The sequence below is a fragment of the Apibacter sp. HY039 genome (assembly GCF_004023655.1).
Classification (GTDB): domain Bacteria; phylum Bacteroidota; class Bacteroidia; order Flavobacteriales; family Weeksellaceae; genus Apibacter; species Apibacter raozihei.
Map to the genome: position 1 here is coordinate 55130 of NZ_SAYM01000008.1, position 14114 is coordinate 69243.

Sequence of the window (14114 nt, forward strand, 5' to 3'; positions counted from 1 at the left end):
TGATCAGATTTAAATTATTGAATAAATAGTGGGGCTCTTGGAATAAAATCTTCTTGTGAGTTGTTTGTGTCTTGTAAAATATCTATTCCTTTATCATTTTTTCCTTGTATTTTTCGTTTAATACATTTGTCATATCTTGTTTTATCGCTTGCAATTAATGAACAATAGGTCCAGCTTCTGTCTAGAGAAGTAGAAGTTACCAACCATTCATATTTTCCTTCTATACTGACATTAACAGCATCAGTAATCCATGAATTTGGAATTTTGTAGGTTGATCTGTTAGTAATTGTACCTGCAGCATTTACATATGAATAGTCGTATTTATATTGGCTTAAATACTGTTCAAGAGTGGTATTTTTATCTAAACGGGCTATTGCATAAGCTTCAGCACCTCCGTTGTGTAAAAAAAACATATTATAATTTAATGTGGAAAAGATAACCTGGGCATTGGGAACTTCTGGATTATCCACTTGACCTAAAGCTGGATTTGCTGTATTAGGATATTCAAAAACATATTGGGTACCATCTTTTCCAATAAGAGCTGAAGGTGTCATGTCATAAGCATTTGAATTGGTTTGTTTATGGTTTATAGCATTATCACAAACAACTATAGATTGTCCTGGTTTCACCGGATAATCACTGCCTTTGCCTGGAAGCTGCAAAATAGCTTGCACCGGAAAATCAGTAGAAAAAATATTAGGGGTTATGTTATGCTTTAATGTCGTATTAAATTGAGATTGTGCAATTAAAAGCCCATCAGCATAAAGTATCCGATTACTATTGTTGTAAATTTTAAAATATTTTCCGGAATTGTAGACTTTTCCAGTTACGGGATATACAGTACCTGTAAAAAATACCTCCTGGATTAAGAAATATCCTTCTTTTGAACTTACTTTCAAATGTAGAGGGATGGTAATTTGACTACTTGCTGGTGTGATAGAAGTGTTTTCAATGAGACCATATATTTGTAGTGTATCATTATCAGAAACAATATATCCATCTACGTTTATCTGATACGTACCAGTGATTACTTTTTTAGTAATAGTTTTTGTTTTTTCTTTTTCAAAAGTATAGATAGCACCTGAGTTTTTTTCTTTTAATGTCAGTTTAAATTCACCTGACGCAGAGCTTACCACTTGGTCCGGGTAAGTCAGATTCATAGTAGTTTGAGTTTGTTCTGCTTCATATGAAGTATCGTCTCCGCTACAGTTATAAACTGTTAAAAGTATTGAAAGGAAAAATACAGGAATTCCTTTTTTTAATGTTATTTTATTCATCAGATTATAATTTAAAATTAATTTCCATTCCAAAGTAAGGGGGGGAGGAAGTCCTTCTCTGAACCACCTCATAAATGACATATTTTTGATTATAGCTGTAAAGCTTATTTACAAACATAGAAAGCGTAATTTTTTCATTATACATCTTTTTAGAAACTTTTAGATTTATTCCAAGTGAAAGTGGTTCACGACGAGAGTCAAGATCGTTGTGGTTTCGGTAAAGCCATTGTAAATAAGTATCAGTTTTATCTTGTTCTGTATAAGGATGAATGATTTGGTCATAGCCCATATAGTATAAAGGATATCGATCCTTCTTCATGTATTGGGTTAAATTATACCATGAACATTGAATTGCTAACATAAAATTCATTTTTAACTTAGGTATATAAGTATCAGCTATAAAATTTGTTGTAAAAGATTCCATGAGATACCCTTCATCATCTTTATAAATTCCTACGTAAGGAAGTTTTTGATTATTAACTATTGCATCCGGACTTTTGTAAATGGGTTTACTGTTTTTGTATTTAGTTTGAAACCAGGCACCGTTGAAAGTCAATCGAGTATTAATAGCTTCCAATCGTTTAGATGAAAATTGAAATTCAATACCTTTTTTATCCGTTGTACTGCCATTTTCTGTTTTACTATAGGTGGCAAAGTCATTTTTCAATTCATAATTCAAATGATTTAAATCCGGTGGAGAGGTAATAGTGGAATGATCAAGTTCATCGGTGTTGTATCGTTTGTATGTAACATGTTTATAAAAAGTCATGCTTCGAAAACCAGAAGTCATTCTTTCTTCAAAAAATGTTAATGAAAAGTTGTTTTGATTATATCCAAGATCCAGACGGATTTCTTTTTTTATATTGTTAGCTACGGTCAAATCTCTATTTTCACGAGAAAAAGTATAGGTTTGGAAATTAACTCTTCTGTAATCAGGGTTGTTATGATAGTAGTTAAGCTGGTTGTAGTTTACATAATATAAATCCGGATATAGTATATTAAGAGTAGGAGTTTTTTTGTGTTCCCCGTATCCGAGCGTGATGTCTACATCCAAACTTCTGTTGTTTATAAACAATTTAGGAAGAGACCATTGCAGGTTCATGCGAGGTTCCCAAAAAAATGAACGTGCAAGTTTATAACTTTTGTTCATATTAGTCATCTTGAAAGTTCTTATACCCATAGCTAAAATAAGGTTATGATTACCGATGCTGATTTTAGCTTTATCTTCTGCAAAAAAAGATAATTTAGCCAAAGCAGGAATATCTTTATAGGCTCTGGGATATGAACCCATCGATAAATTAGGTGGCAGGTAGCGATCATATACCTGACCTTTACCATTATTTTTAGAGTATGTCCACTCGGTACCTAAAAGAATGTCATGATTTACTCTGGAGGTAGATACAGATAAATTGGATGTCAGCTTTAAAAATATATCCAGAGGTTTGCCTTCTACCTTAACCGTTGAAATGTAGTCTTTATTAAGATAGATTCCATCATATTCACCATCAATTTCTGATACAGGTAGTGCTGCAACTGTAGGAAGTTGCACATATTTAATTTGATTTATTTTATCAGTCTCTTGTCTTAAAGATGAAATGAATTTTATGTTTTTTATCCACTTATTTTTTAATTTGAGTTCTAATGAGTTTGATATTCCTAATTTATTGTAAGAAGATTTATAATGATCAACTTTATCATATCCTGTATCCGGATCTTTTTTTTCCTCATCGGTTGTACCTGTAAAATCCAGATTAACATTCCACCACAAATCCGAATTATTGAATAAAAATAATTTTCTACTCCGTATAGAAGCCGTATATCTTTTGTAAGTTTCGAAGTTATTTCTGGGTTCGGATTTTGCGTCTAACAAATCCAAACTGGTATTAATACTCCAATTATATTTATCAAAATCAATTCCTTTACTTATATAATAAAGTTTACTAAAACCGTCAGCTTTAAATCTGCCTTCCAGTTTATTTCCACCGCTTTTTCTAATAATATTTATTACTCCGGATGTTAAATCTCCATATTCAACAGAAGGAATACCTCTTATAATTTCAACTTTTTCAATATCATCTGTTGAAATAGATCTCATATCTATACCAATTGCTGTTGTTCTTTTTTTATTATCCGACTGCCCGTTGAGTCTTTGACTTGGATCGGGTGAATATTGTAAATTTGCATTGGTATTAATTGGAGAACCATCAATAATAAAACTTGTTCCTAAAGAATTGGTATTATATCCGCTAACACTGCCTGCTTGTCTCAAACGTATAGGGTTTACAGTAGTAAGATCGGGATCTTTGGATATGCCTCCAGGCAAAAGTTCCAGTATATCTGTAAAACTGGAAGGTTGTAAAAGTTCAATTGCTTTTTTATCTATGATTGATTGGGTAGTTACACCTTTAGATTCTTTGGCTGTAACAATTATATTTTGAAGTTCGTTTTCCTTGGTGTCTAAGTGTATTGTTTTGATTAATGACTGAACAAAGCTTATTTGTTCTTCGTATGTGAAATACTGTGGATGTGATATAGTAAGTGTATAATTTCCAGGTATTAATTCTATTTTGGCCTTTCCTTGTTTGTCTGTTAATAAATGATGTTTGCTAAAAGCTGTATCGGTAAGTGTTATAACTGCATTTTCAACTGGTTCATGATTGTAGTTATAAATTATAAATACTATATCAAAATATTTTTTTTGAGCAAAAGATATATTTGATATAAACAGGAATAATAAAATATATTTTAAATAACACATTAATTTTTATTTAGTCTAAATAAAGTTAACAAATATATAAATATTACTGTCTAAACCATTAATAATGTTAAAAAAAAATTAAAAAGAAATAATTTATGAGGAAATTATAAAAATAATATTAATAACAGCTGGTAATGGTTATATTTCTAATTATGATAAGAAAAATAGTATTGTATATTTTTTTATATGAATTTAATTAATTATGTTACAATTATTTTTTGTGAAAAATGATTGATTGTAAGAAATTGTGTTATAAAAACATGAATAAAATATCTTTATACAAATATTTGAAGTAATTTTGCACTCATTTTTTTGATTAGATGGGGAATAGTAATAAATATTTAGGTTCTCTATACATAATACTGGCATCAGTTATGCTGGGAATTGATGGAGGTATTTTAATAGGTTTATATTATAAAAAATTTAATTTTTATGATGTTAAGTTTATTGTATTTATAGCTCATTTTATTCCTACACTACTTTTATCTCTATTTTTTTACAAAAAATATAAAATGCTAAAAGTTTTTAATTTTAATGATTACATCTATTTTTTACTTATAGCATTTTTAGGAGGCACAGTAGGTACATTATCTATAGTTAAAGCTTTACAGCTCAGCGGATTTAGTAAAGTAAGTATTGTTATTTTATTGCAAAAATTACAGCCTGTATTTGCAATAATAATGTCTATGATAATTTTAAAAGAAAAACCCAGATATATTTTTTTCATTGTAGCTATCGTTGCACTTTGTTCCAGTTATTTTCTTGCTTTTGGCTTTTCCAGCCCGATGATGCTTGAAAAAAATAATTTTCAGGCAATAGGATATTCTGTTCTTGCCGCATTTTCTTATGGCAGTTCGCTAGTTTTTGGTAAAAAAGTTTTGCATAAATACGATTTTTTTACCGGTACATTCTATCGCTTTTTATTTACATCTATAATTATGGGTGTTGTAGTGGTTTTTTCGGGTAATCTGGTAAATAATGTACAACAATTTGTTAATACACCCTACTTACTTGTATTTGCAATATTTTCATCATTATGGGGTGTTACAGAAATTTTTGTGTATTATTCAGGTCTTAAAAATACACCAGCCTTGTTAACTTCGATTTTTGAATTAACATATCCTCTAACAGTTGTTTTTATTGATGTAGTTATCAACAAGCACTTTTTAAGTCCTGTACAGATAGGAGCAGTAATTATTTTATTAAGCTCTATTATCTATCTTAATTTAAATATAAGAAGAGTAATTATCCCCAGAAAAATATAACTGAAATTACATATTTTTGGTAATTGCCTGAACAATTTTGAATCGGTTGAAAAAGCTTTTAAGTACTACTCGTATAACTGTGTATCCAGGAATAGCAAATATAACACCTAAAGCTCCGAAAAGTATTCCGGCAATAAGCATCACTAAAAATATTTCCAGCGGATGAGATTTTACACTTTTAGCATAAATTAACGGTTGAAATATAGCGTTATCAATTAGCTGGGCAATTAAATAAAGAATACTTATCCAAAGAATATTAGGCAATATCTGATCATTGAAATCCATTCCAAGATAAAACATACTACTCATGCTAAGCAAATTAATTATTAAAAATCCTATCATTGGACCTAAGTAAGGAATAAGATTAAAAAAAGCACAAAACATAGCTATAACCAGCATATTATCTACTCCAAAACAACCTAAAATAATAAGGTATAGAATGAACATAGATAAAATCTGAAGAGATAATCCTAAAAAATAACGGGTAAGCAAATCTTTAATATTCGAAAGAACCTGAATCACTTTTTTTATATCATTAGTAGGTACCGCGCCTATAATCATACGGTTGAATAAATCTTTTTCCCGTAAAAAGAAAAAAGTTATAAAAGTGATTGAAAAAATAGATATTCCAATTTCTGTTAAAATCGAAAATCCACTTTGTAAAGTATCCTGATGAATCTTAAAATTAAATTTAGGAGTTAACAGTTGTGCATAGTTATCATCAAATATAAAAATATGACGACTCTTTAAAGATTCATCAATAAACTTAATCTGCTCAGTTACTGAAGCTTGTAATTTATTAGTATCTAAAAGAGATAAATTCCCTGCCTGTTCTATAGCTAAAGGTGTTACTAAGCTTAATAAAGCTGTAAAACCTCCAATCATAAAAAATAAAGTTATAAAAGCAGAAATTGTTTTAGTAATTTTTAATCTTTCATTTAAAAATGACATAATAGGTCTACCCATCAATGATAATGCAAAAGCAATAAAAATATATCCTAAAACGAATCGTACTTTCCATAACAGGAAAAACATTAAAATAGTGAATGCTATAATACTTACTGCACTAATTATACCCTTACTAATTTCTTTATAATTCATCAATTTTACATTAAATTGAACATCATCTAAAAAATTCAGATGTCTTATTATTTCTTTAATTTTTCTTTAGTTTGAAACTCTTTTTTTTTGGTATATAATTATTTCTGATGTGAAAAGAATTGATTACAAAAAAATAATTACATCAGTTAAAGAGATTATCAAATTTAGCATTAATTCAAGGTATATTTACAGAAATTTTCACAAAGATTTTTAATGTATAGATATAAATCAATCAAACCTAAATATAGTTGCTTAATCCATCTAACAAATTCAATATTTTTTCTTTAAATTCCGACATCCCCATAATTTGAATAGTTATGAGTTACATAATTGTAGTCTTAATTTAAAGATTTCATCAATTAATTTAGTTCTGACTTTTTAATTTAGGTTTAACACTATCTTCTTTGGTAACTATAATAAATATATCTTCATTGTTTTTTTTGAAAAAATAATTTTCCCGAGCATATTTTTCCCGGGCTTCTTTATTATTTTTTAAATTATTATATTGAATGTATTCTGAATCCAGCTTGCTTTTATAATGCTCTTTTTCATGCCTTAATTTTGAAATTTCTTTATTTAACTCTCTGTGGGTAAGATAAGAATTTGTATCGAAAAAAATCATCCAAACTATAAAAATTACTGATAAAATAACATATATGCTCGTATACCAGTGTTTTTCAAATATAGATTTTTCTTTTACTATTTTTTTATTTTCTCGAGCCATTTAATTATTAATGTACTGTTTTTAGAGTGTTTTGTATTACAGAGGTTAATACATCTATAGCAACTGTATTTTTTTTCATTGTGGGAATAATGATATCTGCGTAAGCCATTGAGGGTTGAATAAATTCTTCGTGCATGGGTTTGAGAGTCATTTGATAACGGTGTATAACCTCTTCAAGATCCCTTCCTCGATCCTGAATATCCCTTCTGATTCTTCTTATTAACCGCTCATCAGAATCTGCATTTACAAATACTTTTACATCAAATTCTTTTCTTAGTTCTTTATTTGCTAATACAAGAATTCCTTCAACAATTAATATTTCTTTGGGTTGAATGATAGTTAAATCTTCTGTTCGAGAGTGAGTAATGAATGAATATACAGGTTCATACACTGGCATACCTGCTTTTAGTTTTTTTATTTGTTCAATTAAAAGTTCAAAATCTATGGAACGGGGATGATCGTAATTTAGTTTTGTTCTTTCTTCAAAGGATAAATCAGGATTAGAATGATAATAGTTATCTTGAGTCAATACATTTACCCTGTCAAAATCCAGCTGTTTAAGTAAATTACTTACAACAGTTGTTTTTCCAGAACCTGTTCCTCCGGCAATACCTATGGTTAGCATTTAGTGATATAATTTGTTTATAAAGTTATAAATCAATTGATAATTTTCCAAAATAATATGAAATTAAATTAAAGCTCAATAAGTTTACCTTTAAAATCATTAATGGAATGGTAATTTTTTAATTTCATAATTTCTTCAAGTTCATTTAATAATCTTGAAAAAACGGAAATATCATCTTTCATAAGTTGCGTTCCAACCTGTACCATTGATGCACCACATAAGATATGTTCAAAAACATCTCTTCCATTTTCTACTCCGCCACAACCTATTATAGCAATATCTTTTCTTAAAAGTTTATAAAACATTCTTACATTAGCCAGAGCTGTAGGTTTGACATAAGCACCTCCAATACCACCAAAACCTCCTTTAGGTTTTATAACCACTGCTTCATCATCAATAAATAACGCATTTCCAATGCTGTTTATACAAGTTACAAATTTAATTGGAAACTGATTTAGTATTTCAGCCATCATTTCGAAATGAACCATATCAAAGTATGGTGGAAGTTTAACACCCAGAGGTTTTTTATAAAATGAAAAAACTTGTGTCAGAACTTCATGAGTTCTTTCAAAATCATAACCTGTCTGAGGTTTTCCAGGAATGTTTGGGCAAGATAAGTTTAATTCTACGCATCCTGAAAAATCAGAATTTTGTATTTTATGCAACATTTCCACATTTTCTTCTAAAGTAAGTCCGGCAACCGAAAAAAACAAGTCATCATTTCCATCTAAATGCTCTTCCAACACATAATTTAAATAAAAATCAAAACCAAGATTAGGCAACCCCATAGAGTTTATACTTCCTAATGCTAAATCAACATATCTTGGAGACGGGTTTCCTTCCCGTGGATTTATAGTACAACTTTTAGTTATCCAGGTTCCGCATGGGGCGTTTTTTAAATTTGTTAGCTCTTCCAGAGTCATACACTTAGCCCCTGAAGCATTCATTAAACAATTAGTAAACGATTTATCGGAAATTGAAGTTTCTAAAGATATCATTGATTTTAATTTTTACAAATATCTGAATTTTTCCTAGTATTTTAAGTGAAAAAATGTAGAATAATTTTTTTAATTTTATCCGATAGATATATTTTTTTCAATAAAAAAATCTTACGTATTTATATGTTCACAATAAAATTTTATCAGAAAGAGGGGGCTAAATAGCAAAAAGGTTTACAAGGAATATTTCTCAGAATTGTATAAATTAGAATCATTGAAAAAAAGAAAATAACAAAAGTGTTATTATATAATATTTTTACCCTGCACTGCTTATTAAATATAAAATTATAAATCATTACCGATGAAATATACAAAAGAAAAGGAGAAAGAATTACTATTAACGGGTTATATTTTAATGCATTGTATAGGTCTAAATGCAATAAAAAATGAAGGGTTCTTTGTGAGCCGCATCCCGGGCAATATATACCGGTAAATTTATGAATAGGACATTCAGGAAAGAAATCTCCGTCCGTAGGATTGATAATATAGTATAAAGAAAGCAAAACTATTCCTAGACAAAGTATCAGGAATAGTTTTATAATTGGATTATATTTTTTTAAAATATTTTTAATAGTTAATAACCTCTTGAAAATGAGCTTACACCAACCACCATCATAAATATAAAGTATAATATCATAAAAATAACTCCTACAACTGCTCCATAAATGGACCATTTTTTTGCATCAGCAGAAGCTTTTTTAGCACCTTCATAATCTCCCTCTAACCAAAGTTTATTAACTTTTGTAGAGCAAATAATAGCATATATTCCAAAGGGAAGACAACACAAAACAGTACATAAAATAGCCCATACCAAATTGTTATCAGGTACTGTTTCTTGATTAAATTGTGATTGTTGAGAATCATTAAAATTTGAATCCATAAAATACGTTTTTTTTGCTAATATATATATTTATTGTTGAAAAAAGAAAATTTTTATATGTAAAAGTGTACTATTCGATTCTTATAATTAAATTATTGAAAATAAATCACCCATTTTAAATATTATAATTATATCGTCAAGATTGCATATACAATGCAGATAATGATCTTTAGGGTTTAATATAAAATTTTAAGAAATAAAGATATTTTTTTTTGCTAACTTCTTACTTTGTATTTTTGCATGGTAAAAAACAAGTAAAAATTCAAATTAAACATACTATTATTTTATGAGCAGATATACTGTTACTACAGCTCTTCCCTATGCAAACGGACCTTTACATATTGGTCATTTGGCAGGAGTATATATTCCAGCGGATGTTTATGTAAGGTTTCTTCGCAGAAAAGGACATGATGTTATTTTAATCGGAGGTTCCGATGAACATGGTATTCCCATTACCATAAGAGCAAAAAAAGAAGGGGTTACACCTCAGGATATTGTAGACAGATATCATGAAATGATGAAAAATACTTTTTCTGAATTAGGTATTTCATATGATAATTATTCGAGAACAACATTACCGGTACATACAGAAACAGCTCAGGAATTTTTCCTTAAACTATATGAAAACGGGAAATTTACAGAAGAAGAATCTGAACAATATTATGATGAAAAAGCCGGTGAGTTTTTAGCAGATCGTTATATTGTGGGTACTTGCCCTAAATGTGGAAATCCGGGAGCTTATGGAGATCAATGTGAAAAATGTGGTTCTACCTTAAGTCCAAATGAGTTAATTAATCCGCATTCAATGCTAAGTGGTGAAAAGCCAATTCTAAAAAAAACAAAGCATTGGTATTTACCTCTTAACGATTATCAATCTTTCGTGGAAGAATGGATTTTAAAAGGGCATAAAAATGATTGGAGACCTAATGTATATGGTCAGGTAAAGTCATGGCTAGACGATGGATTAAAACCCAGAGCAATGACTCGCGACCTGGATTGGGGTATTCCTGTACCCTTGAAAGGTGAGGAGGGGAAAGTTTTATATGTATGGTTTGATGCTCCCATTGGATATATATCATCAACTAAAGAATGGGCGGAAAGAGAGGGTAAGGACTGGAGACCTTACTGGCAGGATACAGAAACTAAGCTTGTACACTTTATAGCTAAGGACAATATTGTTTTTCACTGTATTATTTTTCCGGCAATGTTAGAAGCTCACGGAGAATATATCCTGCCAGACAATGTTCCGGCTAATGAATTTTTAAATTTAGAAAACGATAAAATATCCACTTCAAGAAATTGGGCGGTATGGGCTCATGAATATTTACAGGATTTTCCCGGTAAACAGGATACATTGAGATATGTATTACTGGCAAATGCTCCCGAGACTAAAGATAATAACTTTACTTGGAAAGATTTCCAAATTAAAAACAATTCAGAACTGGCTGATAATTTAGGGAATTTTATGAATAGAGTTTCCGTATTTATTAATAAATATTTTGATGGTAAAATACCGGCTTTAACTGAAGGAAAGGAATTTCAGGAATTAAAAAGACTCTCCGAAACTGCAAAAGAAATCTCAGGATATATTCAAAAATATGAATTTAGAAACGGATTAAATGCATTAATGAATTTATCACATTTAGGAAATAAATTTTTTCAGGAAAGACAACCTTGGAAAACTATTCAGACTGACATTGCAGAAACAGCAGATACTATGTTTGTTGCCGCTCAAATAGCTGCTTATTTAGCGCAGCTTTCCGAACCTTTTATTCCGTTTTCGTCTAAAAAAATGATGGATGGGTTACAATTATCCTATACTGAATGGGATAATCTAGAAGAAGGAATAATACTTCTTCAGGCTGGTTCTGAAATTAATAAAATTCCTCTTCTTTTTGAGCAGATTGAAGATGAAGCTATACAATATCAAATTAGTAAACTGAAAGATTCTAAAAAGAAAAATTTAATGACAAACCTAAATGCCGAGCCACAAAAAGATATAATTGAATTTGACGATTTTGAAAAAATAGATATTAGAACGGGGACTATACTTGAAGCGAAAAAAGTTGAAAAAGCAGATAAGCTTTTAGAATTTAAAGTTGATACAGGTATAGACGTCAGAACTATAGTTTCGGGTATAGCGGAAAGTTTTTCTCCGGAAGAATTAGTAGGCAAACAGGTTTCTGTTTTAGTAAACCTTGCTCCCAGAAAAATTAGAGGAATTGTCAGTCAGGGAATGTTACTTTTAACACAAAAAGAAGATGGAAAATTTACTTTTTTAGTTCCTGAACATGTAACAAACAATGGTGAAACTGTAAAATAAATTACAATTAATGTAATATTTTTTAAAAAAATTAAAGTAAGCCTCTGAATATCAGAGGCTTTTTTTTTTATAGATTTTAGTAACAGCACAATTAATAAAATCTATTATAATGAATACTGATTTATCGATTTTTATCGTCTTTTTGTATCAACACTAAAAAACATTTTATGAAATATTTATTTAATTCAATACACGAATTTATTTCACCTGAAATAATTTATACAACATCCCTAACATTAAAAGAAGACAATTCAAATGTCTTATCAGCTATTCAATCATCTGTTGCATCCATATTAGATGTTATTATAGAAAAAAGAAAAGATAAAAAACTTGAATATATAATAAAGCATATGGGAGAATTTAATATTTTGTTAAATGCCACAAAAATTTACAATACTACTTTTACAGAACAAAATTTAAACAGTAATTTTTTTAATTACCTTTTAAATAATAAAAAAGATTTGTTTATAAATATCATTGCTAAATCCAGTAACATATCAGAAAATAGTTCTAGAGATATAATTTATAAAACATCGGTTTTAATATCAGGTTTTTTAGGAGAAAAATTGATATCTGGAATTCAATTTTCACGACTATTAAATCAATTAGAAGAGGAACGTAAAGACTTTAGCTTATATATTCCGTTAGAAATGATAAAAATAACCGAGAATAATGTATTTAAACCTTACTTATTATATAAAAGCTGGCTCTCTATGATTTAGGTTTCAGCATAGCAGGAGTTTTTTTGTTAACTTTTATTGCACGAAATTTTAAATAATATAGGTATAAGTTAAAAGAGAAGTAATATTTTTACAAATTATTTATAATTTGTAAAAATATATGCTTCACACAGTAGCTTTTTATAATGTTGAAAATTTATACGATATAAATCGAGATCCTTCTATTTTAGACTCTGAATATACCTTCAGCGGAAATAAGTCCTGGACATTAAATCGTTATCAAAATAAACTGATGCGAATTGCTAAAGCTATAAGCAAAATAGGAGAGGACGAGACAGACAGATTACCAACATTTTTTGGTTTGTGTGAAATTGAAAATAAAAAAGTTATTGAAGATTTGTTAAAAGAATTTCCATTTAAAGCAAATTATGGATATGTTCATACAGATTCTTTAGATGAAAGAGGAATTGACACTGCTTTTTTCTATAATAAAGAATTTTTTACGGTTGAAGAAAAAGATTTTCTTCGTTTTTATGTATTAAATCACAATGGTTCCAGAGATTTTACTCGTGATATAACCTACGTTAAAGGGAAAATTCACAATACTATAATGTATTTTTTTGTGCTTCATCTACCATCTAAAAGAAATAATAATATCAATAGAGATAAAAGGATATATTTATTACAAGAGCTACGTAAAAAAATAAATACAATATTTGAAACAGATTCAAAAGCTAACATTATAATTATGGGAGATTTTAATGAAAATCCCATTGCCCCTTATATTTATGAAGAGTTAAAAGTCAAAAAAAAAATAGAAGAATTACATACAAGTGAATTTTACAATCCTTTTGAAGAAATATACAGAAATGGAGGCTTTAGTTTATACTACGAAGGTAAAGGATTACTTTTTGATCAAATCCTAACTTCCAGTTCATTTTACGCTCAGGAAAGTCCTTTAAAAATTATTAAATCCCAAATATATAATGCTTCATATCTACAGGAACCAGAACGAAAAAAAATAGGCAAACCTTGGAGAACTTATCAAGGAAACAGATATGTAGGAGGCTATAGTGATCATTTTCCAGTATATACGGTAATTGAAATTGAAAATTAAATATCCGATTTAAAATACTGTTTTTTCAACAATGCAATCACTTCTCTTTGGGTAGAAAAAATTTCATCAATTAATGATTCCTCATTATTTGTAGGTAAGGTATTGTCAGTTTTTTCAAACGAAGGTAAAATCATATCTCCTATGCCGGTTAGTAGCCACGTAGGATTAAGCTCTTTAAAAGTATTTAGTATTTTTTCTATAGTATCTGTGTGCAGTCCTGATTTATTTCTACGAGCTCTTCCGATTAACCCTACAGATAGACCTGCCAGTTTAGTGATTTTATTGTCATTGAGGCCTTTAAATTCCATAAATTCCAGCAATCGGTCAATAGTTGTTTTTGGTTGACTTTTCATTTCTGATTAAAAT

Annotated in this window: 13 protein-coding genes; 4 read left to right on the plus strand and 9 right to left on the minus strand. The window is 29.1% G+C overall.

Going from position 1 to position 14114, the window contains the following annotated elements; translation table 11 throughout:
- Positions 1-14 precede the first annotated feature (14 nt).
- Positions 15-1349, minus strand: coding sequence for a DUF4876 domain-containing protein (locus EQ921_RS13235; RefSeq protein ID WP_164875641.1), 1335 nt, complete (start codon positions 1347-1349; stop codon positions 15-17).
- Positions 1282-4035 carry a TonB-dependent receptor plug domain-containing protein gene (locus tag EQ921_RS13240; RefSeq protein ID WP_128332000.1) on the minus strand — a complete coding sequence of 918 codons (2754 nt, stop codon included), beginning with the start codon at positions 4033-4035 and terminating at the stop codon, positions 1282-1284. The genes EQ921_RS13235 and EQ921_RS13240 overlap by 68 nt, the downstream gene beginning before the upstream one ends.
- Before the next feature lie 320 nt (positions 4036-4355).
- Between EQ921_RS13240 and EQ921_RS13245 the strand changes: the two genes are divergently transcribed.
- Positions 4356-5300 (plus strand): DMT family transporter, encoded by a 945-nt coding sequence (locus EQ921_RS13245; protein WP_128332001.1) that lies wholly within the window; start codon positions 4356-4358, stop codon positions 5298-5300.
- Between the two features lie 6 nt (positions 5301-5306).
- Here the strand turns inward: EQ921_RS13245 and EQ921_RS13250 are convergent, their stop codons facing one another.
- The 6 genes from EQ921_RS13250 to EQ921_RS13275 all read right to left on the minus strand — a co-directional run bounded on the left by EQ921_RS13250 (position 5307) and on the right by EQ921_RS13275 (position 9628).
- The gene (locus EQ921_RS13250; protein WP_128152411.1) at positions 5307-6401 is read right to left on the minus strand and encodes an AI-2E family transporter; all 1095 of its coding nucleotides are present in this window, start codon (positions 6399-6401) and stop codon (positions 5307-5309) included.
- 364 nt (positions 6402-6765) lie between these two features.
- The gene (locus tag EQ921_RS13255; protein WP_128152412.1) at positions 6766-7125 is read right to left on the minus strand and encodes a septum formation initiator family protein; all 360 of its coding nucleotides are present in this window, start codon (positions 7123-7125) and stop codon (positions 6766-6768) included.
- A 7-nt stretch (positions 7126-7132) separates the two neighbouring features.
- Positions 7133-7750 (minus strand): uridine kinase, encoded by a 618-nt coding sequence (gene udk, locus EQ921_RS13260; protein ID WP_128152413.1) that lies wholly within the window; start codon positions 7748-7750, stop codon positions 7133-7135.
- A gap of 68 nt (positions 7751-7818) precedes the next feature.
- Entirely contained in the window at positions 7819-8745 is a 927-nt protein-coding gene (locus tag EQ921_RS13265; protein ID WP_128332050.1) for a dihydroorotate oxidase, read from the minus strand.
- A 146-nt stretch (positions 8746-8891) separates the two neighbouring features.
- The gene (locus EQ921_RS15025) at positions 8892-9422 is read right to left on the minus strand and encodes a DUF2752 domain-containing protein (protein ID WP_128332002.1); all 531 of its coding nucleotides are present in this window, start codon (positions 9420-9422) and stop codon (positions 8892-8894) included.
- A complete protein-coding gene (locus EQ921_RS13275) occupies positions 9323-9628 on the minus strand; it encodes a CD225/dispanin family protein (protein ID WP_128332003.1) in 306 nt (101 codons plus the stop codon). The genes EQ921_RS15025 and EQ921_RS13275 overlap by 100 nt, the downstream gene beginning before the upstream one ends.
- Before the next feature lie 286 nt (positions 9629-9914).
- Between EQ921_RS13275 and metG the strand changes: the two genes are divergently transcribed.
- The 3 genes from metG to EQ921_RS13290 all read left to right on the plus strand — a co-directional run bounded on the left by metG (position 9915) and on the right by EQ921_RS13290 (position 13748).
- The gene (gene metG, locus EQ921_RS13280; RefSeq protein WP_128332004.1) at positions 9915-11951 is read left to right on the plus strand and encodes a methionine--tRNA ligase; all 2037 of its coding nucleotides are present in this window, start codon (positions 9915-9917) and stop codon (positions 11949-11951) included.
- A gap of 167 nt (positions 11952-12118) precedes the next feature.
- Positions 12119-12673 (plus strand): hypothetical protein, encoded by a 555-nt coding sequence (locus tag EQ921_RS13285; RefSeq protein ID WP_128332005.1) that lies wholly within the window; start codon positions 12119-12121, stop codon positions 12671-12673.
- A gap of 118 nt (positions 12674-12791) precedes the next feature.
- On the plus strand, positions 12792-13748 hold the full coding sequence (locus EQ921_RS13290) for an endonuclease (RefSeq protein WP_128332006.1): 957 nt from the start codon (positions 12792-12794) through the stop codon (positions 13746-13748).
- Here the strand turns inward: EQ921_RS13290 and EQ921_RS13295 are convergent.
- Positions 13745-14101, minus strand: coding sequence for a hypothetical protein (locus EQ921_RS13295; protein ID WP_128152419.1), 357 nt, complete (start codon positions 14099-14101; stop codon positions 13745-13747). The genes EQ921_RS13290 and EQ921_RS13295 overlap by 4 nt on opposite strands.
- Positions 14102-14114: the final 13 nt, after the last annotated feature.

Bases quoted from the DNA above. Each gene is read 5' to 3' on its own strand.
- EQ921_RS13235 (WP_164875641.1), bottom strand. From the start codon at position 1,349: ATGAGGTGGTTCAGAGAAGGACTTCCTCCCCCCCTTACTTTGGAATGG.
- EQ921_RS13240 (WP_128332000.1), bottom strand. From the start codon at position 4,035: ATGTGTTATTTAAAATATATTTTATTATTCCTGTTTATATCAAATATA.
- EQ921_RS13245 (WP_128332001.1), top strand. From the start codon at position 4,356: ATGGGGAATAGTAATAAATATTTAGGTTCTCTATACATAATACTGGCA.
- EQ921_RS13250 (WP_128152411.1), bottom strand. From the start codon at position 6,401: ATGAATTATAAAGAAATTAGTAAGGGTATAATTAGTGCAGTAAGTATT.
- EQ921_RS13255 (WP_128152412.1), bottom strand. From the start codon at position 7,125: ATGGCTCGAGAAAATAAAAAAATAGTAAAAGAAAAATCTATATTTGAA.
- udk (WP_128152413.1), bottom strand. From the start codon at position 7,750: ATGCTAACCATAGGTATTGCCGGAGGAACAGGTTCTGGAAAAACAACT.
- EQ921_RS15025 (WP_128332002.1), bottom strand. From the start codon at position 9,422: ATGGTCCATTTATGGAGCAGTTGTAGGAGTTATTTTTATGATATTATA.
- EQ921_RS13275 (WP_128332003.1), bottom strand. From the start codon at position 9,628: ATGGATTCAAATTTTAATGATTCTCAACAATCACAATTTAATCAAGAA.
- metG (WP_128332004.1), top strand. From the start codon at position 9,915: ATGAGCAGATATACTGTTACTACAGCTCTTCCCTATGCAAACGGACCT.
- EQ921_RS13285 (WP_128332005.1), top strand. From the start codon at position 12,119: ATGAAATATTTATTTAATTCAATACACGAATTTATTTCACCTGAAATA.
- EQ921_RS13290 (WP_128332006.1), top strand. From the start codon at position 12,792: ATGCTTCACACAGTAGCTTTTTATAATGTTGAAAATTTATACGATATA.
- EQ921_RS13295 (WP_128152419.1), bottom strand. From the start codon at position 14,101: ATGAAAAGTCAACCAAAAACAACTATTGACCGATTGCTGGAATTTATG.